The following is a 22,343-nucleotide window of genomic DNA, read 5'->3' as shown; positions in this document are numbered from 1 at the left end:
GGAATCAGGAGCGGATTGTGAATCGCATCGACTGGACGGGAACTCAGCCGGCTAGGGCATCGGAGAAGGGCATCTGGGGCTGGATGCTCTTCGACTGGGCAGCCCAGCCATTCTTCACGGTCGTGACGACCTTTATCTTCGGCCCGTACTTCGTGTCACGCCTGACGGCCGATCCGGTCTCCGCTCAGGCGATGTGGAGCAACATGGCGACGATCTCTTCGGTGATCATCGCCATCTTGTCGCCCGTCCTGGGTTCGATTGCAGACCAGTCCGGCGCGCGAAAGCCTTGGATCGCTTTTTTCGCCGTCATCAAGATTGCGAGCCTCTTCTGCCTCTGGTTTGCGTCACCGGGTTCGTCGCTGGTCTACCCAGTAACCTTCATGATCCTGGCGTCGATCGCGGCCGAGTTCTCGATCGTCTTCAACGACTCCATGATGCCGCGGCTCGTCAGCAAAGACGAGGTCGGCAAGTTGTCCAATACGGCCTGGGGTCTTGGCTATCTTGGCGGGATGATTGTCCTGATCGCCGTGGTCGTCCTGCTTGCGGGAAATCTGGAATCCGGCAAAACAATTCTTGGTCTTGATCCCTTGTTCGGTCTTGATCCACACCAAGGGGAAGATGCCCGCATCACCGGGCCGATCTCGGCCGCCTGGTACCTGATCTTTATTCTTCCGATGTTCTTTTTCACACCGGATGTCAGCAAGGGCCTTCCGTTCGGTGCCGCGGTGCGAACCGGCCTTGCCGAGCTGAAAAGCACGCTTGGCGAGCTCAAGCACCGCCGAGGCATTCTTCATTTCCTGGTCGCCCGCATGATCTATCAGGATGGCGTCAACGGACTGCTGATACTTGGTGGCGCCTTTGCCGCAGGAATGTTCGGCTGGGCGACAATCGAAATCGGGATCTACGGGATCATACTCAACGTCGTCGCAATCTTCGGCTGCATCATTGCAGGCCGGGTCGATCGACATATCGGATCCAAGTCGACAATTGTCATCAGCTTGGCGATGCTGTTGCTTGCAACCGTTGGCATTGTGTCGACGGGGCCGGGATACACGCTCTTCGGCCTGCTCGAACTGCCGACCGCCGATTCCGGTGGACTCTTCGGGACGGCAGCCGAGAAAGCATACATCGCCTACGGCCTGCTGATCGGCCTTGCCTTCGGCCCGGTGCAGGCGTCGTCACGCTCCTATCTCGCACGAAGCGTAAGCCTGAACGAGGCGGGCCGCTATTTCGGCATCTATGCGCTTTCAGGGCGCGCCACGAGCTTCCTGGCGACGCTGTTCTTCTCCGCCGTGACCTATATGACGGGCTCGTCGCGGCTTGGAATGGCAACACTTGTACTCTTTTTGGCCGCAGGGCTGATCCTGCTCGTCCGCACGCCCTATCCTGCGGACAGGGCGTAACGGCGGCCTACCCGCTTAGTGGCGGAAGTGCCGCATGCCGGTAAAGACCATTGCGACATTGTGCTCATTGGCAGCGTCGATCACTTCCTGATCGCGCATCGATCCGCCCGGCTGGATAACCGCCGTCGCGCCGGCTGCGATCATTGACAGCAAGCCATCGGCGAAGGGCAGGAAGGCCTCCGAGGCAACGGCCGAACCGTGCGTCAACGGCTCTGTGAGCCCGAGGGACCTGGCAGCTTCCTCGGCCTTCACGCCGGCGATCCGCGCAGAATCCACGCGGCTCATCTGGCCTGCGCCAATGCCGGCCGTCTGCCCGTCCTTGGCATAGACCACCGCGTTCGACTTGACATGCTTGGCGACCTTGAAGGCAAATTTCATGTCCTCGAGTTCCTGCTGGGTAGGCGCACGCTTGGTAACTATCTTCAGCTCCAGATCCTCGACCATGCCGTTGTCTCGGCTCTGGACGAGCAAGCCGCCGGAGACGGTTTTCGCCGTCAGACCGGCAGACCGCGGATCTGGGAGCCCGCCTGCAGTCAGCAGACGTAGGTTTGCCTTGCGCGCAACGATGGCCTTCGCCTCCTCAGTAACTTCAGGCGCGATGATGACTTCGGTAAAGAGCTTGATGATCTCTTCCGCCGTTTCCGCATCGAGTGTCTGGTTAAGGGCGATGATGCCGCCAAAGGCGGAAACGGAGTCGCAGGCAAGCGCGCGCTTGTAAGCTTCGAGCAAGCTGGAACCGGTTGCCACGCCGCAGGGATTTGCGTGCTTGATGATCGCGCAGGCTGCTGACTTTTCCGGCAGGAACTCGGCGACGAGCTCGTAGGCCGCATCGGTGTCGTTGATGTTGTTATAGGAGAGCTGCTTGCCCTGAAGCAGTGACGCCGTGGCAACACCGGGGCGGCGTTCGCCCGTGACATAGAATGCCGCCTTCTGGTGCGGGTTCTCGCCGTACCGCATCTCTTCCTTGAGCACACCACCAATGACGCGATGACGCGGGGTGTCTATCGAGAGCGCCTCGGCAAACCAGTTGGAGATCATCGAATCATAGGCAGCCGTGCGAGCAAACGCCTTGGCTGCCATCCGTTGGCGGAAGCCATAGGCAGTGCCGCCGGCGTCGGAAGCGAGATGTTCGAGTAGCTCGGCATAGTCCGCCGGATCGGTCAGGATCGTCACATAGGCGTGGTTCTTGGCCGACGCACGGATCATCGCGGGACCGCCGATATCGATATTCTCGACGGTCGTCGGATAGTCACCGCCGGCAGCACGAACGTCCTCGAACGGATAAAGATTGATGACGACAAGGTCGATACCCTCGATGCCGTGCGCCTTCATCGCAGCTTGGTGTTCCGCGTCATCGCGAATGGCAAGCAGGCCGCCGTGCACTTTCGGATGCAAGGTCTTGACCCGACCATCCATGATCTCAGGAAACCCTGTGACGTCGGAAACATCGGTCACCGCAAGTCCGGCGGCTGCAATTGCCTTGTGAGTGCCACCTGTCGACAGGAGGCGAACGCCCTTATCGGCAAGTGCGCGCGCGAGCTCGACGATACCGGTCTTATCGGATACCGAAAGCAACGCTGTCTTGACGGCGACCTTGTCGGGTGCGGGAATTTTCTTGGAAACAACGGCCATGAGGCTTCTCCGTTTGGTCTTCAGGAGATATCCGGCGAGGGATAAGCGGATGATGGCGCCGCGTTAGCACAGCTTTGCCGCCGCGGAAACAGTCGCTAGCTCTTACGCGATAAAAACCAGCGTATTTCCGGTCGGTCAGGATAGGAGAAGGCGATCTCGATCTGATCGGAACCGCAAATGCCCGACGCGTCGGCAAAGAAGACGTCCTCGCCAATCAGCACTTCGTTGCCGGGCGAGGAGAACAGCCATGTTTCTCCATCGGGTGCCGTCATCATCACCGACTCTTTGTCAAGCTGCTTTAGATTGATCGAGGGGTGGGCATGGAAGCGCGCCACGGCACGCACGGCCTCATCGACCTTGCCTTCCGGCGCAACCAGTCGATCATAACCCGTAACGATCAATCCCGTGGCGTTCAGGGTCAGCTCTCGCTCATGCAGAACACCAAATGCGTTAAGGTAGCCGTCATGGCTCGCCTTGATTACGTCGCGCCCGTCATCGGCGAGCGCGCGATCGACGCTTACGGTTTTGACGCCATCAGTAATCACGTTCGCAATGAAGTCTGACGGCGCAAAACGGCTGGATGAGGTGTCGTTGACAGTTACAGTGCTATGCGCAGCAGTCGTTCGAGCGATCTGCACGTAACGCTGTCCGGCAAATTTCGGCGATCCGGAATTGACAATAAAACGGTGACGTCCGGAGGACATCTCAAACGACAGGCAACCGGCATGTGCCGTGCGGGACAGGCTGCCAGTAGGCGGCAATCCGGTATCGGCAATGACCACGGTTCTACCCGCAGCCAGCCGCTGATAGCGCGAATGGGGCATCGCCTTGAAGGGATCGCCCGCGGTCTCGTCGTATCGCAGCAACGACATCAATTCCGTCGCGAGAGTCGACGTCGCGCCATTAAAAAGCGCGAGATCGCCATCCTGGTGCCGGAAGAAGCGCAGGGCCGGATACATACGATCGATGCCCGAGATCAGTTTCTGCGGCAGGTCATGACCGAGATTGACGTAGGTTTGCCGGAGCGGAAGGAGATCGAGGAGCAGCTCCAATCCGACCCGCGGATTGCGCGAGACATGACCTCCGTCAGGTAGAATCTGGCTGTCAAACTCCCGATCCAATGCTTCGGCAGCGCGTCGGAGCGCACCTGAGCGCGTTGGCATTGCAATGGAGGCCATCGCAAGGGCGATCCGCAATCGAAAGCGAACTTCGCCGGGAGGCGCGTACTTTGCCATTCGGCGTAGAAATCGAACTTGAAAGGCTAGCGAGCGCAGGAAACGGCGATAGAAGCCGCGATCGGCATTGTGAAGGACAACGGGCGAATGCGAGAGCCAGGAAATCACCCGCTGCGCGGTGACATCGATCCCCCAGGCGATGCCTTCGATGCGGCCGCCATGCAGCGACAGCCAGTTGTTGACGATGGAGCGGGCGACGCTCGAGTGAAGGTCACTCTTCTTGGTCCGCATATGGCGAAGCCATCCGAAGCCATGAAGCCGCAACGCGAAGGATCGGGACGGAAGGCTGAAATTGAAAGGCGACTTGCCGCCCGTTTCGAGAAGGCGTCCGGCAAGCGGGAAGCGGCCGTTCAAAATCTCTTCGGCCACATGCGGATCGACCGCACGTAGGTCGGTCGGGGCGACAATCAGGCGCTCCGGGGCGTGAACCGTGTGGCGGAAGAGGCGCAGCCGCAGAAGTGCTCCGCGGCACAGCGTGCGCCGCCAAACCTCTCCCAAGTAAAGAGCCGAGAACCCGGACCACATGTTTATTGTCTATTGACCCGTGTCGTTAAGAATAAGTGAATAAGCGCAGAATCCGTGACACTTACGTATCAAATTATGACGGGTGCTCAACTATGCCAGTTGCCTTTCGATCAGGCAACACGGCGCATAACGACGGCGTAGAAGCCGTCAAGGCCACCCGCAAAACCGGCGGGAACCTCCAACATGTCGGGCGTCGTGCGGAATTCTCCGAGGTGGCTGATAGCAGACTCCAGTCCCGGCCAGCGCTTGGCATCAATGGCGACACGCTCGAGCATCGGTGTATCCGAAAGGACGCGAGCGGCTACCTCTTCTCCCTCGGTCGGATCAAGCGAGCAATTGGAAAAGACAATTGTGCCGCCCGGCTTCAGCAAGGTTATCGCGTGGCGCAGCAGGCGCTCCTGAAGCGCAGCAAGTTTCGCAATGTCGTCCGGCCCCTTGACCCAGAGAACGTCGGGATGTCGGCGCGTCGTCCCCGTCGATGAGCAGGGCGCATCCAGCAGTATGGCATCGAACAGTTCCGCTGGCTGGTATTTCGTCAGGTCGCTGGCAACCGTCTCGCCACTCAACGCTAGCCGATCCAGATTGGCTCGCAAACGCTTAATACGGTTTTCGGATTGCTCGACCGCCGTAACGTCACCCCCAGCAAGGATCAACTGGGCCGTCTTTCCGCCAGGCGCTGCACACAAATCCGCAACGCGTTTTCCCGCCAAGTCACCGAAGAGCTGGGCAGGGATACTGGCGGCTGCGTCCTGAACCCACCAGGCGCCCTCCGCAAATCCCTCGAGTGAGGGAATGCCGCCCTCGAAGGCGGCCAGCCGAACACCACCGGTCGGCAGCACAAGGCCGCCCAAACGCTGCGCCCAGCTCCGCGCGTCCGTTTTGACGGTAAGATCAATTGCGGCCGGCTCGAGCTGCGATTCAGAGATCGATCGTGCCCTTTCCTTGCCGTAGGCCTTTTCGAGCCTTTTAAGAAACCATTCCGGCATGACCGGAATGGCGTTGATTTCAGCCAGGACATCCTCTTTCTCGCGTCCGAGACGGCGTAGGACGGCATTTACCAGCTTGGCAAAGCGGCGATTCCGCGGGTCCTGATTTGATTGCTCAACTGCGAGGTCGACCGCGGCATGATCCGGCACATCAAGATAGAGGATCTGCCCCGCGGCAATCGCGAGAACGTGATGCAATGCCCGCGCGCCTTCGGGAAGCGGCGATTCGAGCAGGAGGGAAATCGCGGCATCTATGCGCGGCAAATGGCGCAGCGTCGCATTGAGAATGGCACGCGCTAGTGCGCGGTCACCCTCATTCAGAGTCTTATAGGCTGGATTACCATGTTCATTGTCCAAGGCGCCGTCAAGCGGGAGCTTCCGGTCCACGACGGCTGCCAGGATCTTGGCCGCAGCGGCACGAACCTGCAATCCGGGTTTTGCTGGCGCAAGGACAGGCCCCGAGTTGGAAGGCTGTGCTTTACGAAATGGCTTTTTCTTGCCGTCTGAATTCAAGACCACGGACCTTTCGGCGGTTGTGAACCACCGCGATCAAGACCGGTATTCGGAACCGAGCGCGATTTGCGCATCGGATTATCAGCGCGAACCGGCGGCGTCGAGACATTCATGCCTCTGCGTGCCATTTCCTGCAGCGCCGCAATCCGGTTTTCCGTGTTCGGGTGTGTGGAGAACAGATTGTCCATGCCGGCGCCGGTCAGCGGATTGATGATGAACATATGGGCAGTTGCCGGATTGCGCTCGGCATCGTAGTTCGGCACATGCGACGCGCTCCGCGCGATCTTGGCAAGCGCCGAAGCAAGCCACAGCGGATTGCCGCAAATCTCCGCGCCACGGCGATCGGCCGAGTATTCGCGCGTCCGGCTGATGGCCATCTGAACCATCATCGCGGCGAGCGGCGCGACAATCATCGCCAGCAACACCCCTATGAAGCCGAGCGGATTGTTGTTGTTTTCCCGGTTGCCACTGAAGAAGAACGCAAAATTGCCCAGCATTGAGATCGCGCCGGCGAGCGTCGCGGTGATCGTCATCGTCAAGGTGTCGCGGTTTTGCACGTGGGCGAGCTCATGCGCCATGACGCCGGCGACCTCTTCCGGCGTCAGTGCGCTCAGCAGGCCGGTGGACGCGGCAACGGCAGCGTTCTCGGGATTGCGACCCGTCGCGAAGGCATTTGGTTGCGGGCTGTCGTAGAGATAGACCTTGGGCATGGGCAGACCGGCATTGCGCGCCAAATCCCTTATGATCGAGAAGAACTCCGGGGCATTGCGCTCGTCGATCTCCTGCGCGTGATAGGCCGACAGCACCATGCGGTCGGAATTCCAGTAGGAAAAGAAGTTCATCCCAGCCGCGATCACGAACGCGATCATCATGCCGCCGCGCCCGCCGATCAGAAAGCCGACGGCCATGAACAATGCGGTCATGAAGGCGAGCAACATGGCTGTACGGACGAGGTTCATTGCTATCTCCAAAATACGCCTAAGCGGATCCGCGCAAGGTCAGAGGGTTTCAATTGCGGCGCCGGCGCACTATGATTTGGTCATTCACCAGCCATTTTCAATATTTTTGGGCGGAAACGCGTGATGCAGGCAGCGGATAATGACAACAACGAAACCCTAGCGGCTGAAGCCGCCGAGACTCCCCGCAAGTTGCTCCCGCCGGCCGCCAAGCGCGCGCTTGCCGAGGCGGAAGAGCGGCGCCGAAACGAGAAGCCGGTAGAAATGCCGCCAGAGATAGGTGGCCGCGGCGGTGCCGATCCCTCCCGCTTCGGGGACTGGGAAATCAACGGCAGAGCGATCGATTTCTAAGTAAATATTCCTATTAACTTTCTCCCACGATCGGAATTTATTCCTTTCATGAGAAGGATTGCTTCCCTTGTCGCACTGGCCGCCTTTGTCGTAACTCCGGTCGCGTCCGAGGCACGCGACGAAATAGCGGGCCGGTATCGGCTGAAATCCTAAGAGTGATCGATGGAGATACTCTTCTGGTCGAAGCTCGTCCTTGGCCGCAGCAGACAATGGAAGTCTATGTTCGGATTCGCGGTATCGACGCGCCTGAGATGCACTCAGGCTGTGCCGAAGCCCGACATCCAGATCACCCGAGATCCAGCTTACGCAGATTGCTGGCGGACAAGTATTTTGGCCGCATCCTGGCAAACGTAACATTTTCAGATGGCAGGAACCGGCTCAATATCTGTTGGGCGGGGGATCGTACGGGCCTATGATGGCGGCCGAAAGCCGCGCGTAATCTGTCCCGAACAGAACTGAAGCCGCCCCGATCGCTCGGAGCGGCTTTTGCTTAGACTGTCACCTTGTTCTGGCGGTTGGCAATCAGATCGTCAACAACGGCGGGATCAGCAAGCGTCGAGGTATCGCCCAAAGAGCCGAAGTCGTCCTCGGCGATCTTGCGCAGGATGCGGCGCATGATCTTGCCGGAACGGGTCTTCGGAAGACCGGGTGCAAACTGTATCTTGTCGGGTGCTGCGATTGGGCCGATTTCGCTGCGAACATGCTTGACCAGTTGCTGGCGCAAATCGTCCGAACCTTCATTGCCCGCCATTAGAGTAACGTAGCAATAGATGCCCTGGCCCTTGATCGGGTGCGGATACCCAACGACGGCCGCCTCCGACACAAGGTTGTGCGAAACGAGCGCGGATTCGACCTCGGCGGTGCCCAAACGGTGCCCTGAAACGTTCAGCACGTCATCGACACGACCGGTGATCCAGTAGTAGCCGTCCTCATCCCGTCGGCAGCCATCGCCGGTGAAATACTTGCCCTTGTAGGTCGAGAAGTACGTCTGGATGAAGCGCTCGTGGTCGCCATAAACGGTGCGCATCTGCCCCGGCCAGCTGTCGGTAATGCAGAGATTGCCGTCGGCCGCACCCTCGAGCACATTGCCTTCATTGTCGACCAGCTGCGGCTTGACGCCGAAGAATGGCATCGTCGCCGAACCCGGCTTCAGGTCAGTCGCGCCCGGCAGCGGCGTGATCATGTGACCGCCGGTTTCCGTCTGCCACCACGTATCGATGACAGGGCAACGCTTGTCGCCGACGACGTTATAGTACCATTCCCACGCTTCCGGATTGATCGGCTCGCCAACCGTTCCGAGCAGACGCAGGCTGGAACGCGACGAGCGCGTGACGAAGTGGTCGCCAGCACCCATTAGCGAGCGGATCGCCGTCGGCGCCGTGTAGAAGATATTGACCTTGTGTTTGTCGATGACCTCCCAGAACCGGCCCTGATCCGGGAAATTCGGCACGCCTTCGAACATCAGCGTCGTCGCACAGTTCGCAAGCGGACCGTAGACGATATAGGAGTGCCCGGTCACCCAGCCCACGTCGGCGGTGCACCAGTAGATATCGCCAGGGTGATAGTCGAACACATATTCATGGGTCATCGCCGCATAGACGAGGTAGCCGCCCGTCGTATGCAACACGCCTTTCGGCTTTCCGGTGGAGCCAGAGGTGTAGAGGATGAACAGCGGATCCTCCGCCTTCATCTTCACCGGCGGGCATTCAGGCTTAACCGTAGCGACTTCCTGATGGTACCAGAGATCGCGGCCCGGCGCCCAGCCGGTCTTGCCACCGGTACGCCGCACCACGAGGACCTTGTCGACGATGACATGCTGACGAGCGGCGATATGAATGGCCGTATCGGTATTGTCCTTCAGCGGCACCGGCTTGCCGCCGCGTACGCCTTCGTCGCAGGTGATCACAAAGGTGGACTCGCAGTCGACAATACGACCGGCCAGCGCTTCCGGCGAGAAGCCGCCGAACACGACCGAATGAACTGCGCCGATGCGGGCACAGGCGAGCATCGCATAGGCCGCCTCGGGAATCATCGGCATATAGATGGTAACGCGATCACCCTTCTTGACGCCGTGCTTCTTCATGACGTTCGCCATACGGCAAACGTGCTCATAGAGCTCGTTGTAGGTGATCTTCTTGTCAACGTAGGGATTGTCGCCCTCGAAGATGATCGCCGTCTGATTGCCGTTGGTCTTCAGGTGCCGGTCGATACAGTTGTACGAAACGTTCGTCTGCCCGTCCTCGAACCACTTGATCGAGACCCGGCCGGTGAAAGACGTGTTCTTGACCTTGGTGTAGGGCTTGAACCAATCGATCCGCTTGCCATGCCTGCCCCAGAATTTGTCGGGGTTCTCGACGCTTTCCTCGTACCACTGCTCGTACTTGGACTTATCTATAAGCGCATGGTTCTTCACCGGTTTTTGCACCGGGTAGATCTTTTCGGACATGGAACTCCTCCTCACTCGGACACCGGACGGAACGAAGCAGTCCGGACTGGCTCTGGGCATTCATAGCAGGTCGAATTTGCCCGGCAATTAGACAAAGGTCATTTCATTCGTGATCAATTGCAATTCTGCGTCACTGCGGTTATATAGCGCCATATTTCCCGGACATAGTGGTGACAACCCACGGACCGCGACACCGGCGCGGACGACAGAAGGACTATATCCATGGCTCAACAATTGCTCATGCCGAAGGCGACCGCCATCTGGCTCGTCGACAACACAGCCCTGTCATTCGACCAGATCGCACAGTTCTGCAAACTGCATCCGCTCGAAGTGAAGGCGATTGCCGATGGCGAAGCCGCGCAGGGCATCAAGGGTCTCGACCCGATTGCGACCGGCCAGCTTTCCCGCGACGAAATCGCCCGTGCCGAAAAGAACCCGGCACACAAGCTTAAACTCTCCGAGCCCAAAGTTCGCGTGCCCGAATCCAAGCGCCGTGGCCCGCGCTATACGCCGGTTTCCAAGCGCCAGGATCGCCCAAACGCCATTCTCTGGCTGGTGCGCAATCATCCGGAACTGAAGGATGCGCAGATTTCCCGTCTCGTCGGCACGACGAAGTCGACGATCGAGCAGATTCGCGAACGCACTCACTGGAACTCTGCAAATCTGGCGCCGATGGACCCGGTAACACTCGGTCTTTGCAGCCAGATCGATCTCGACATGGAAGTCGAAAAGGCGGCAAAGGGCCGTCCGCTGCCAACGGCAGCCGAGCTTGGTGCAACCTTGCAGTCTGCGCATGAGACCGAGCGTCTGACGAGCCATGAGCGCGAAGAGGAGAAGGAAATCGACGCCGATGCCGTTTTCGCAAAGCTGAAGTCGCTGAAGTCTTCTCCGAAGGATGAGGACGAAGACGATCACTACTGATTGTCTCTCGATGAGCGATAAACAAGGCCCTGCGTAAGCGGGGCCTTTTTATTTCTGCGCTTCTATATCGGAAACGAACCGAATCCGCGCTTGCGCAACGCTTCCGCGATTTCCTCGAGAATTGCCGGATCGTCGATCGTCGCTGGCATTTTCCACGGCACGCCGTCGGCAATCTTTTGGATCGTCCCGCGCAGAATCTTGCCGGAGCGTGTCTTGGGAAGGCGGTCGACCGTTATGGCGGTCTTGAAAGCAGCCACTGGGCCGATCGCGTCGCGGATCAGCTTTACGACCTCCGATTCGATGGCCGATGTTTCCCGTGAAACATTCTTTTTGAGAACCAGAAGCCCGCACGGCACCTGGCCCTTCAGCTGGTCGGCAATTCCGACCACAGCGCATTCGGCAACATCCGGATGCGTGGCACAAACCTCCTCCATCGCTCCCGTCGACAGGCGATGACCTGCACAGTTGATGATGTCGTCGGTTCGCGACATGATGAAGAGGTAGCCATCCTCGTCGACGTAGCCGGCATCCGCCGTTTTGTAATAACCCGGAAATTCAGCCAAATAGGCCGAACGGAAGCGCTCATCTGCGTTCCACAGCGTGGGCAGGCAACCGGGAGGCAGGGGAAGCTCGACAACAATGTTCCCGAGTGTCCCCGGCGCAACGGGGTGACCGGCGTCATCGAGGACATGGATACTATAGCCGGGCATGGGTACCGATGGGGAACCATGCTTCACCGGTAGCACCTCAAGGCCGAGCGGATTCGCCACCATTGGCCATCCCGTTTCGGTCTGCCACCAATGATCGATCACGGGAACATCGAGCATATGCTCGGCCCACTTCAGTGTCTCCGGATCAGCACGCTCTCCCGCCAGGAACAGGGCTCTGAAATTGGGCTTCGAATAGGCTTTGAGGTGTGCGCCCTCGCTATCTTCGCGGCGAATGGCGCGGAAGGCCGTAGGTGCGGTGAAGAGAACGCGCACATCATGCTCTGAAGCAATGCGCCAGAAGACGCCGGCATCAGGCGTGCCGACCGGTTTTCCTTCGAAGATAACACTGGCAGCGCCAGCCAGGAGCGGCGCATAGACAATGTAGGAATGGCCGACAACCCAACCAATATCGGAGGCGGCCCAGAACACTTCACCCTGCTGGATGCCGAAAATGTTCGTCATCGACCAGTTGAGGGCGACCATGTGACCGCCGTTGTCGCGCACGACGCCCTTGGGCTGGCCCGTCGTGCCAGACGTATAGAGAATATAGAGTTCGTCCGTCGCCTCGACGGGGGTGCATTCGACATTCACACCACGATTTCTCGCGACGGCAGCTTCGAAATCCTCGTCACGACCATCAACCAGGTCCGCCGCAAGCTGCGTCCTCTGCAGAACAAGGCAATGGACCGGCTTTGACTTCGCGATGGCGATTGCCTGATCGACCAAGGGCTTGTAGGGCACCACCCGTCCCGGTTCGAGCCCGCAACTTGCGGTCAGAATTAGTTTCGCTCCCGAATCGTCGATGCGCGCCGCAAGCTCATTTGCCGCAAAGCCACCGAACACGACGGAATGGACAGCGCCGATGCGTGCGCAGGCAAGCATAGAGAAGACCGCTTGCGGCACCATCGGCATATAGATGATGACGCGGTCGCCCTTCGCGATTCCGCGCTGCCGCAGCGTCGCAGCAACGGCGTTCACTTCGGCAAGGGCTTCGTCGTAGGTAAAGACAGTCTTCGTACCGCTCATGGGGCTGTCGTAGATAAATGCGGTATTGCCGCCGCGACCGGCTAGAACATGGCGATCGAGGCAATTGTAGCAGGTATTGGTTTCGCCTCCGGCGAACCAACGGCCATATGGACCGCTCTCCGGTGAAAACGTCCGCTCCGGCTCTTTGAACCAGTCAATTTCCGCCGCCGCCGCCCGCCAGAAGGCCTCCGGATCGCCCTTCCATCTGGCATAGGTCCGCTGATAGTCACCCTGCATCTGCTCCTCCCCAGGATATGCAAGTTACCTTAGCAATCTAGGAGAGGCAGGGCAGGAGAGGAAGCCCGACCAAAGCAGCGTATCAGCGGGCGCCGAAGATCGCGGAGCCGACACGAACGCTGGTCGCGCCAAAGGCAATGGCCGTTTCATAATCCCCGGACATCCCCATCGAAAGCTTCTCGACGCCGCACGCCTTAGCAAGCTTGGCGAGCAATGAAAAATGCGGACCGGGGTTCTCATCCGCTGGCGGGATACACATCAGTCCCTCGATGGCGAGGCCGAGTTCATCACGACAAAAAGCGACAAACACCGCGACGTCATTCGGTGCGATCCCAGCCTTCTGCGGCTCAAGCCCTGTATTTACCTGGACATAGAGACGAGGGGTCTTCGCCTGACGCTTCATTTCGTCAGCGAGTACACGGGCAATCTTCTCGCGATCAACTGTCTCGATCACGTCGAACAACGCAACCGCCTCTGCCGCCTTGTTAGACTGCAGAGGTCCAATAAGATGAAGTTCGATGTCCGACGTCTCCAATTTCAGCTCCGGCCATTTTACCTGGCTTTCCTGAACCCTGTTTTCCCCGAAAGTCCGCTGCCCGGCCTGTAGCGCCGGGCGGATGGCGTCTGCGCCGAATGTCTTTGAGACGGCGACAAGCTGAACCGAACCCGGGGATCGCCCGCCCTGCTGTTCGGCTGCGGCGATATGCGAGCGCACATCGTTCAATCGCTCTTCAAGTTCCATCACTCGCCTCGACAAGACCGCATGAGAAGATCGCAATGCACTAAACGCCCGGGCTGTGCTTGCCAAGGCCCCACACGCCCGAAATCGTGGACGGCAGACCGAGATCGGACGCTTGCCGCACCCGTAAAACTTGACGCTACGGTGGTTTCATGGTGAAGGTCACCACCAACTTCCCCTGATTTTTCGGAAATACGAGTACCATGGCAACCGAACGTTATAACCCGCGCGATGCTGAACCTCACTGGCAGCAGAAATGGAACGAAGCGAAGGTCTTCGAGACCGACAACAGCGATCCGCGCGAGAAGTATTACGTCCTTGAAATGTTTCCGTATCCATCCGGTCGCATCCACATGGGCCATGTGCGAAACTACGCGATGGGTGACGTCGTAGCTCGCTACAAGCGCGCTCGCGGCTATAACGTGCTGCATCCCATGGGGTGGGACGCCTTTGGCATGCCGGCCGAGAATGCAGCAATGGAGCGCGGCGTCCATCCGGCGTCCTGGACCTACCAGAATATCGCGTCGATGAAGTCTCAGTTGAAGGCGATGGGCCTATCACTGGATTGGAGGCGCGAGTTCGCGACCTGCGATGTTGCCTACTACCAGCATCAACAGCATCTTTTCCTGGATTTCCTCGAGAAGGGGCTCGTCTATCGCAAGCAGTCGAAGGTGAATTGGGATCCGGTCGACAACACTGTTCTGGCCAACGAACAGGTTATCGACGGACGCGGCTGGCGTTCGGGCGCACTCGTCGAACAACGCGAATTGACGCAGTGGTTCTTCAAGATCACCGACTTCAGCCAGGACCTGCTCGAGGCGTTGGACACGCTTGATCAATGGCCTGAAAAGGTCCGGCTGATGCAGAAGAACTGGATCGGCCGCTCCGAAGGCATGATGCTCCGCTGGGAGATCGTTCAGGAGACCGCGCCGGCCGGAGAAACCGAGATCGAGGTCTATACGACGCGCCCGGACACGCTGTTCGGCGCCTCGTTCCTGGCGATCGCGGCTGACCATCCACTGGCAAAGGATGCCGCAGCGAAGAGTCCGGCCATCGATGCCTTCTGCGAGGAATGCCGCCGCGCCGGCACCTCGCTTGCCGCGCTGGAAACTGCGGAGAAGAAGGGAATCGACACCGGCATACGGGTAAGGCATCCACTTGATCCTTCGTGGGAACTGCCTGTTTACATCGCAAACTTCGTCCTCATGGACTACGGGACTGGCGCCATTTTTGGCTGCCCGTCAGGCGATCAGCGGGACCTTGATTTCGCACGCAAGTACGATTTGCCCGTCGTTCCGGTCGTCATGCCGGCAGATGGAGATGCTGCGACGTTCAGCGTTGGTGATGTTGCCTATGACGGCGACGGCGTGATGATCAACTCGCGCTTCCTCGACGGCAAGACCACCAGCGAGGCATTTGATCTTGTCGCTGACCGTTTGTCATCGATGACGCTTGGGAACGCTCCCCAGGGCGAGCGCAAGGTTAACTTCCGCTTGCGTGATTGGGGCATCTCGCGCCAGCGCTACTGGGGCTGCCCGATCCCGGTGATCCATTGCGATGACTGCGGCGTTGTTCCCGTTCCGAAGAAGGACCTGCCGGTAAAGCTGCCGGAGGACGTAACCTTCGACCAGCCCGGCAATCCGCTTGATCGTCATCCAACATGGCGGCATGTCGCCTGCCCGCAGTGCCGCAAGGATGCACGACGGGAAACCGACACGATGGACACTTTTGTCGATTCCAGCTGGTATTTCACGCGCTTTACTGCGCCTTGGGAAGGCAAGCCGACTGACCCGAGCGCTGCCAATCGGTGGCTGCCGGTCGACCAGTACATCGGTGGTATCGAGCACGCGATCTTGCACCTGCTCTATTCGCGCTTCTTCACCCGTGCAATGCGCGAGACAGGCCATGTCGATGTGAAGGAACCTTTTAAGGGTCTCTTCACGCAGGGCATGGTCGTGCACGAGACATACAGCCGCGGTACCGGTATGAGCCGCGAGTGGGTCGCACCGGCAGACATTCGCATCGAGGAACTGGACGGAAAACGCCGCGCCTATCACCTCTCCAACGGCGAAGAAGTCGCTATCGGATCGATCGAGAAGATGTCGAAGTCGAAGAAGAATGTCGTCGATCCGGACGATATCATCGCCTCTTACGGCGCAGACACTGCGCGCTTCTTCGTGCTTTCGGATTCGCCACCGGAGCGGGACGTTATCTGGTCGGAAGCAGGGGTCGAGGGCGCTCACCGGTTTACGCAGCGTCTGTGGCGACTAATTGCCGAGGCGTCGGACAACCTTCGCAATGTTGCTCCGACTCCGGCTAAGGATGGGGAAGCTCAGGCTATCTCCCAGGTCGCGCACAAAACCTTGAAGGCCGTGCAGAATGACTACGATCGTCTCTGGTTCAACAAGGCCGTCGCGCGGATCTACGAGCTCGTCAATGCCCTGGCATCACCTTTGACCCGTGTAGGCGCGGGGGAGGGCGATCGGACGTATCGCGCCGCCGTACGCGACGCTGCAGAGATACTTATCCAGTTAGTAGCGCCGATGACACCGCATTTGGCGGAGGAGTGCTGGGCAGCGCTGGGCAACGGCGCATTGCTGGCACACACGGATTGGCCACGTTATGACGAGACCCTTGTCGTTGAAAACGATTTGATTTTGCCGGTTCAGATCAACGGCAAGAAGCGCGCCGAATTGACAATTTCTCGCGACGCAGATCAGAATGCCGTCACCGAGGGTGTGCTTGCATTGGATGAGATCAAGAAGGCTCTGAACGGTCAGACGCCTAAGAAGATCATCGTGGTTCCGCAAAGGATTGTGAACATTGTCGTTTGATATCGCTTTTAAGCTGCTGCGCGGCTCAGGCATTGCCGCAATCCTTGCATCCGCGGCCTTTCTTGCATCCTGCCAGGTTCGCCCCCTCTATTCCGAAAGCTCCGGCGTCGCGGGTAAACTCGCGTCTGTCGGCTTCTCGGAAGCAACGAGCCGTGTCGGGCAGGAAGTTCGCAATCGACTGATCTTTATCGCTTCACGCGGCGCCGGCGAGCCCGCGAACCCGGACTACAAGGTAGAGCTCAGCGTTCGGTCGAATGTCATTAGCACTCTGCTTGTCGCGTCGTCAGATGAGTCGCTAGCCGGACGTGCAACTGTCAGCGTTGACTACACCCTGAAGTCGACGAAAGATGGTCATGTCATCAAGGCCGGCAATCGCTATGCCACCGCCCTGCTCGACTTCCCCGGCCAGGAATTTGCTAAACAGCGCGCTATTCGCGACGCCGAGAATCGCGCCGCGCGGCAGGCTGCCGAGTTTGTTGGTGCCGACATTGCGGCCGCGCTTGGCCGCTGAGGAGCGGATGCATGGCGGAAATCAAATCGCATGAGTTTGAAAGCTTTCTTGAGCGATCCGCCCGCAACTACCGGCTCTTCGTGATCTATGGGCCGGATCGTGGCCTTGTCTCGGAGCGCGCAACCCTTCTTGCTGCCAAGACAGGCGTTTCGCTCACGGATCCTTTTTCGCTGATCAAGCTTGACATCGCCGACTTGCAGCGGGACCAGGGACGTCTCCTGGACGAGACTGGCGCGATCGGCCTTTTCGGAGGGGACAAACTAGTCTGGATCCGTGGAGCAGCCAACGAAAAATATCTCGTCGATTCCCTGCAGACTCTTTCCGCGAGCATGCCGGAAGGCACGTTCGTTATTATAGAAGCCGGTGACCTCAAGAAGGGTTCGCTGCTGCGGAAAGGCGCCGAGACAGCACGCAATATCGTCGCAGTACCCTGCTACTCCGACGATGCTCGCGCGCTTAACAGCTTGATAGACAGCGAACTTTCGAACGCAGGCATCGCCATCACGCCAGCTGCACGACAAGCCTTACTGGTGCTTATTGGCGGGGATCGGATTGCCTCTCGCAACGAACTGCGAAAGCTTGCGCTCTATTGCCGTGGTAAATCGACGATCGAAGAGCATCACGTTACGGAAATTATAGGCGACGCCAGCGCAATCTCAGTGGACGATGCCGTCGATGCGGTGCTGAGCGGCAATCCGACCAGTTTCCTGAACGCGATGCAGAAGATCATATCGTCCAAGACCGCGGTGTTTCTCGTTATACAGGCCTGCCTGAAGCAATTTCAGTTGCTGGATGCCATGAAGACGGAAATGGAAGAGAAGCGATTGCCGGCCGCGCAGGTCATGCAGACGCTGGGCCGTCATCTGCATTTTCGACGAAAACCGATCATCGAGCAAGCACTTCGAACTTGGTCCGCAGACGCCCTAGCACGAGAAGCCAATCGTCTGCAGGCCACTATCCTGCAGACTCGCAAGCGTGCGTCCCTAGAAGACAGCGTCGCACTCCAGACGCTGCTTTCGACCACACTCCAATCGGCGCGCCGGTAATTACTCTCAGCGACGCTCCAGAAGACGGCAGATTTCTTCTAGCTGTTCCAGGGACTTATAGGATATCCTGATCTGACCACCGCTTGCTTTATGATTGATCGTCACATCAAGGCCGAGTGCATCGGATAGGGTCCGTTCCAAGGCGAGCGTATCTGAATCCTTCTGATCCTTTTGATGCGCCAGGGGTCTCGGTTCGGACTGCGCCTTGATATCGTTTTGAGCCAAACGCTCGGCGTCGCGCACCGACATGCCTTTTGATACTATCGTGCGGGCGAGCGCGGTCGGGTCAGAGGTCGGCACCAGCGCTCGGGCATGACCGGCAGAGAGACTTCCGGCGGCAAGGAGGTCTCGAACAGGCTCTGGCAGCTTCAAAAGACGCAGTGAATTCGCCACATGGCTGCGGCTCTTGCCGATGATTTCGCCAAGGTCGTTCTGGGTATAGCCATATTCCGCCATAAGTTGCTCGTAGCCGAGCGCCTCTTCCAACGGATTGAGGTCGGAGCGTTGAACGTTTTCGACAATCGCGATCTCGAGAGCGGTTTTGTCATCGACATTACGCACGATGACAGGAATCTCGATCAAGCCAGCAAGCTGCGCCGCGCGCCACCGTCTTTCGCCGGCTATGATCTCGAACTGGCTACTCGCCAACGTGCGGACTACAACGGGCTGAACGATACCATGCTGCCGGATCGAGCTCGCAAGCTCGTGCAATTCGCCGTCATCGAAGAACCGTCGAGGATTGCGCGGATTGCGACCGACGAACTCGATGGGCACCATTTGATCGGCACTCACTCCGCGATTTGGGGCATCAACCGGCATCGGCTGATCCATCTCACCGATTAATGCAGCTAGGCCACGGCCAAGTCTTCTCTTCGAGACGTCATCGTTCATGTCTTAACTCGCTATATTTTCCTTAAATCACGCCGCGAGACGTTGGCGTTCGCGTTGAATAACCTCTGACGCCAACTGGAGATATGCCTGACTCCCCGCGCACTTCAGATCGTACAGAATCGCCGGCTTGCCGTAGGATGGCGCCTCTGAAACGCGAACGTTCCGCGGAATCAACGTATGGTAGACTTTCTCACCGAGATGCATGCGGACATCGTTAACAACTTGTTGCGCCAGATTGTTGCGAGAATCAAACATCGTCAGCACAATTCCCTGGATATCAAGCTGTGGGTTGACCGTGCGCCGAACTTGTTCGACGGTTTCGAGTAGCTGACTTAAACCCTCTAACGCAAAAAACTCGCATTGCAACGGCACAAGCACGGAATGCGCGGCTGCCATGGCATTCATGGTGAGCAGATTGAAAGAGGGCGGGCAATCCACGAGAATATAGGAAAAGCGGAAAGTTGCTTCTTTTACTAGTGCCTTCTTCAACTTGAAAACACGGTCGCTCTGGCTTGCGATCTCCATCTCGATCCCGAGTAGGTCCATCGTCGATGGCACGATGTGGAGATTTGGAACAGCAGTTTCCTGCGAAACCTCCTCTATTCCATAATCTCCCAGCAACAAATCATAGGAAGATAGCCGGCGATGCTTGCGATCAATCCCCAAACCGGTGCTGGCGTTGCCCTGAGGATCGAGGTCTACAATCAATACCCGCTCACCGATGGCAGCAAGTGCCGTCGCCAGATTGATCGCCGTCGTCGTCTTGCCAACGCCGCCCTTCTGATTTGCAATGGTGATTATCCGATTTCGTTCGCCAGCCATAGCCAAAGCCCGATTTGTTAAGCCACGCGCTGGAGGTTGAAAATCTCCAAAATGACAGAATCCTGCTCGACAGCGCTCTTATGTTCTAGCAGATCGAATCTCCAGCTACCATGCGCTTTATCCAACTCGCGTCGGTAATCCCGGCCTTTATGAAGATAGGCTCGAAGAGTTACGTTCCGTTTCGACCACGGTTCAATATAGCCCAGTAGCTTTCCAAGGTCGGCGAGCGCACGTGCGGAGACAAAATCACAGTCCCCGACAATTGACGGAGCATCTTCGATCCGAACCGCGTGAACGGTGCCCCTGCCGCCGGTTTCGCGGAGTGCGGTGCGCAAGAATGCTGCCTTCTTGTGATTGCTCTCGACAAGATGAACCCAACCTCCGTCCAGCTCGGCCAGCATGATGGCTGTGACAATCCCCGGAAAGCCACCCCCGCTGCCTAGGTCAATCCAGGTAAGAGGCGCCGACTGGATCTGGAAGATCTGCGCCGAGTCGGCGATGTGCCGGCCCCACGCATCATCTAGCGTCGACGGCGCTGTCAAGTTGATCGATCTCGCCCATTTTTGAAAGAGGGCCACGAAGTGTTCGAGACGCCCCTGTGTTTCACGTGAAACACGTCGACCGTTCAGCTGCATTGTAGGACTCTCGTAGATTGTAGTAAGACGATCTTCAGGCGGAAGCCGCAACGTCCATAGCGCCGCGCCGCAAGTGGACGAGCAACAACGAAATGGCAGCGGGCGTCATCCCGTCGATCTTCGCTGCCTGCGCTACATCATAGGGGCGAGCAATACGGAGCTTCTGCTTGAGCTCGTTGGATAGGCCAGAAAGCGCGCCGAAGTCGAAGTCACCCGGTATCACCCGATCCTCATCTCGCTTCACTTGCGCGATGTCGGCTGATTGTCGCTGCATGTAAACGGCATAGCTTGCTTCTATCTCCAGGGCTTCTGCCACCCGAGCGTCCATCTCGCCTAACACCGGCCAAACCTGCTTGAGATCCTGAAGGCCAAAATCGGGATAGGAGAGAAGATCGTAGGCTGATCGTCGCTGACCATCCTGGTTGAGTTTTAGACCAAAGTCCGCAGCTTCGCGTGGCGTCACTGAGAGGGTTTTCAATCTGACGCGCCCTGCGTCCAACGCATCGCGATACGCTTGGAAACGATTCCGTCGCCCCGCGGAGGCGGCGCCAATTTGTATCGCCAAAGGAGTTAAGCGAACATCGGCATTGTCAGCTCTCAGCGACAGGCGATACTCGGCGCGAGAAGTAAACATCCGGTAGGGCTCGGCAACACCGCGTGAGGTCAAGTCGTCGATCATCACGCCGATATACGAATCCGTCCTACTGAAGCGAACCTCGTCCTGGTCCCCTGCAAGCCGCGCCGCGTTAATACCAGCAACAAGACCCTGAGCCGCCGCTTCCTCGTAGCCAGTGGTTCCATTGATCTGTCCGGCAAGAAAGAGTCCCGGCATCTTCTTAACTTCGAGCGTTGGTTTCAGCTCCCGCGGATCGACGTGATCGTACTCGATCGCATAACCAGGCTGCAGAATCACCACCCGCTCAAGCCCGGGAATCGTGCGAATAAATACGTCCTGGATTTCGGCGGGCAGGGACGTCGAGATGCCGTTGGGATAAACGGTGCTATCGTCAAGCCCCTCAGGTTCAAGAAAGACCTGATGCCCGTCGCGCTCGCCGAACTTGACCAGCTTGTCCTCGATGGATGGGCAATAGCGCGGGCCGACACCCTCAATCTGCCCTGAATACATTGCGGAGCGCTGCAAATTCTCGATGATAACGCGGTGAGTCGCTTCGGTCGTCCGCGTCACGCCGCATTCGATTTGCGGATTCACAATTCGGTCAGTGATGAACGAGAAGGGGACAGGCTCTTCGTCAGCGCCCTGACGGCCGACATTCTGCCAATCGATAGTAGCTCCATCGAGCCGCGCTGGCGTGCCGGTCTTTAGACGTCCCAACCGAAGACCAAGGCTCAAAAGTGTTTGGGAAAGCCCAACGGATGGTTCCTCACCGATGCGGCCGGCCGGAATCTTCTGATCACCGATATGAATGAGGCCTCGCAAGAACGTACCTGTCGTCAATACGACCGATCTGCATGAAAGAATCCGGCTATCTTTCATCACAACAGCCGCAACCCGCCCATTCTTGATGGATACATCGAACGCATCGCCTTCGATGATAGTCAGATTCTCAATGCTCTCAATCTCAGCGAGCATGGCCTGGCGATAAAGCTTACGATCGGCTTGCGTGCGAGGACCTTGAACGGCCGGACCCTTCTTTCGGTTTAGCATCCGAAACTGAATACCAGCCGCATCAGCCATACGACCCATGAGCCCATCCATAGCGTCAATCTCTCGAACGAGATGACCCTTTCCAAGCCCGCCGATTGCTGGATTGCACGACATAACTCCAATGGTGTCGCGTCGATGGGTCACCAAGGCAGTCTTAGCGCCAAGACGCGCGGCCGCGGCCGCGGCTTCGCATCCAGCGTGCCCGCCGCCGATGACGATGACATCGAACCGTGAGGTATCCATTCTTCAAGCTCCTGA

17 protein-coding genes are annotated in these 22,343 nt (G+C 58.3%); 6 read left to right on the top strand and 11 right to left on the bottom strand.

All coding sequences use genetic code 11. The annotated features are described in order from the left end of the window. Window positions 1-14 precede the first annotated feature (14 nt). Entirely contained in the window at window positions 15-1,403 is a 1,389-nt protein-coding gene (locus FHX09_RS20410) for an MFS transporter (RefSeq protein WP_183719813.1), read from the top strand. Window positions 1,404-1,418: 15 nt separating this feature from the next. Here the strand turns inward: FHX09_RS20410 and purH are convergent, their stop codons facing one another. The 4 genes from purH to htpX all read right to left on the bottom strand — a co-directional run bounded on the left by purH (window position 1,419) and on the right by htpX (window position 7,253). Further along, a complete protein-coding gene (purH, locus tag FHX09_RS20405) occupies window positions 1,419-3,035 on the bottom strand; it encodes a bifunctional phosphoribosylaminoimidazolecarboxamide formyltransferase/IMP cyclohydrolase (protein ID WP_132592400.1) in 1,617 nt (538 codons plus the stop codon). A gap of 95 nt (window positions 3,036-3,130) precedes the next feature. Further along, complete coding sequence (locus FHX09_RS20400) at window positions 3,131-4,795, bottom strand: heparinase II/III family protein (protein WP_132592398.1); 1,665 nt, start codon at window positions 4,793-4,795, stop codon at window positions 3,131-3,133. A 110-nt stretch (window positions 4,796-4,905) separates the two neighbouring features. Continuing rightward, entirely contained in the window at window positions 4,906-6,300 is a 1,395-nt protein-coding gene (locus FHX09_RS20395) for an RsmB/NOP family class I SAM-dependent RNA methyltransferase (RefSeq protein WP_184450547.1), read from the bottom strand. Then, the gene (htpX, locus tag FHX09_RS20390) at window positions 6,291-7,253 is read right to left on the bottom strand and encodes a zinc metalloprotease HtpX (RefSeq protein ID WP_132592396.1); all 963 of its coding nucleotides are present in this window, start codon (window positions 7,251-7,253) and stop codon (window positions 6,291-6,293) included. Before htpX ends, FHX09_RS20395 begins: the two co-directional genes overlap by 10 nt. A gap of 123 nt (window positions 7,254-7,376) precedes the next feature. On the opposite strand from htpX, the gene FHX09_RS20385 reads away from it, so the two are divergent. Next, a complete protein-coding gene (locus FHX09_RS20385; protein WP_132592394.1) occupies window positions 7,377-7,601 on the top strand; it encodes a DUF1674 domain-containing protein in 225 nt (74 codons plus the stop codon). Between the two features lie 490 nt (window positions 7,602-8,091). On the opposite strand, the gene acs is transcribed toward FHX09_RS20385, so the two are convergent. After that, window positions 8,092-10,047, bottom strand: coding sequence for an acetate--CoA ligase (gene acs / locus FHX09_RS20380; RefSeq protein WP_132592392.1), 1,956 nt, complete (start codon window positions 10,045-10,047; stop codon window positions 8,092-8,094). Between the two features lie 222 nt (window positions 10,048-10,269). On the opposite strand from acs, the gene FHX09_RS20375 reads away from it, so the two are divergent. Next, window positions 10,270-10,968: a DUF1013 domain-containing protein gene (locus tag FHX09_RS20375; protein ID WP_007798173.1), complete on the top strand. Its 699-nt coding sequence runs from the start codon at window positions 10,270-10,272 to the stop codon at window positions 10,966-10,968. Between the two features lie 62 nt (window positions 10,969-11,030). Here the strand turns inward: FHX09_RS20375 and FHX09_RS20370 are convergent, their stop codons facing one another. Further along, window positions 11,031-12,941 carry a propionyl-CoA synthetase gene (locus FHX09_RS20370; RefSeq protein WP_132592390.1) on the bottom strand — a complete coding sequence of 637 codons (1,911 nt, stop codon included), beginning with the start codon at window positions 12,939-12,941 and terminating at the stop codon, window positions 11,031-11,033. 82 nt (window positions 12,942-13,023) lie between these two features. After that, window positions 13,024-13,683: a YggS family pyridoxal phosphate-dependent enzyme gene (locus FHX09_RS20365; protein ID WP_132592388.1), complete on the bottom strand. Its 660-nt coding sequence runs from the start codon at window positions 13,681-13,683 to the stop codon at window positions 13,024-13,026. A gap of 200 nt (window positions 13,684-13,883) precedes the next feature. Here FHX09_RS20365 and leuS point away from each other — a divergent pair, with 200 nt between their 5' ends. The 3 genes from leuS to holA are packed head-to-tail and all read left to right on the top strand — an operon-like array spanning window position 13,884 to window position 18,071. Continuing rightward, window positions 13,884-16,514: a leucine--tRNA ligase gene (leuS, locus tag FHX09_RS20360; RefSeq protein ID WP_132592386.1), complete on the top strand. Its 2,631-nt coding sequence runs from the start codon at window positions 13,884-13,886 to the stop codon at window positions 16,512-16,514. Then, a complete protein-coding gene (gene lptE / locus FHX09_RS20355) occupies window positions 16,504-17,025 on the top strand; it encodes an LPS assembly lipoprotein LptE (RefSeq protein ID WP_007798162.1) in 522 nt (173 codons plus the stop codon). Before leuS ends, lptE begins: the two co-directional genes overlap by 11 nt. Before the next feature lie 11 nt (window positions 17,026-17,036). Then, complete coding sequence (holA, locus tag FHX09_RS20350; protein ID WP_007798160.1) at window positions 17,037-18,071, top strand: DNA polymerase III subunit delta; 1,035 nt, start codon at window positions 17,037-17,039, stop codon at window positions 18,069-18,071. A gap of 6 nt (window positions 18,072-18,077) precedes the next feature. Here the strand turns inward: holA and FHX09_RS20345 are convergent, their stop codons facing one another. From FHX09_RS20345 to mnmG, 4 genes are read right to left on the bottom strand one after another with little or no spacing between them, the layout of a single operon-like run. After that, window positions 18,078-18,962, bottom strand: a complete 885-nt coding sequence (locus tag FHX09_RS20345; protein ID WP_132592384.1) for a ParB/RepB/Spo0J family partition protein — start codon at window positions 18,960-18,962, stop codon at window positions 18,078-18,080. A gap of 27 nt (window positions 18,963-18,989) precedes the next feature. Beyond that, window positions 18,990-19,784: a ParA family protein gene (locus FHX09_RS20340; protein ID WP_132592382.1), complete on the bottom strand. Its 795-nt coding sequence runs from the start codon at window positions 19,782-19,784 to the stop codon at window positions 18,990-18,992. A 17-nt stretch (window positions 19,785-19,801) separates the two neighbouring features. Beyond that, window positions 19,802-20,419: a 16S rRNA (guanine(527)-N(7))-methyltransferase RsmG gene (gene rsmG / locus FHX09_RS20335; RefSeq protein ID WP_132592380.1), complete on the bottom strand. Its 618-nt coding sequence runs from the start codon at window positions 20,417-20,419 to the stop codon at window positions 19,802-19,804. A gap of 34 nt (window positions 20,420-20,453) precedes the next feature. Beyond that, complete coding sequence (gene mnmG, locus FHX09_RS20330) at window positions 20,454-22,328, bottom strand: tRNA uridine-5-carboxymethylaminomethyl(34) synthesis enzyme MnmG (RefSeq protein WP_132592378.1); 1,875 nt, start codon at window positions 22,326-22,328, stop codon at window positions 20,454-20,456. Between the last annotated feature and the right edge of the window lie 15 nt (window positions 22,329-22,343).

The organism is Rhizobium sp. BK538, assembly GCF_014197575.1.
Lineage (GTDB): Bacteria > Pseudomonadota > Alphaproteobacteria > Rhizobiales > Rhizobiaceae > Rhizobium.
Note: the sequence above shows the minus strand (reverse complement) of the source record. Positions and strands in the feature narration are given on the sequence as shown.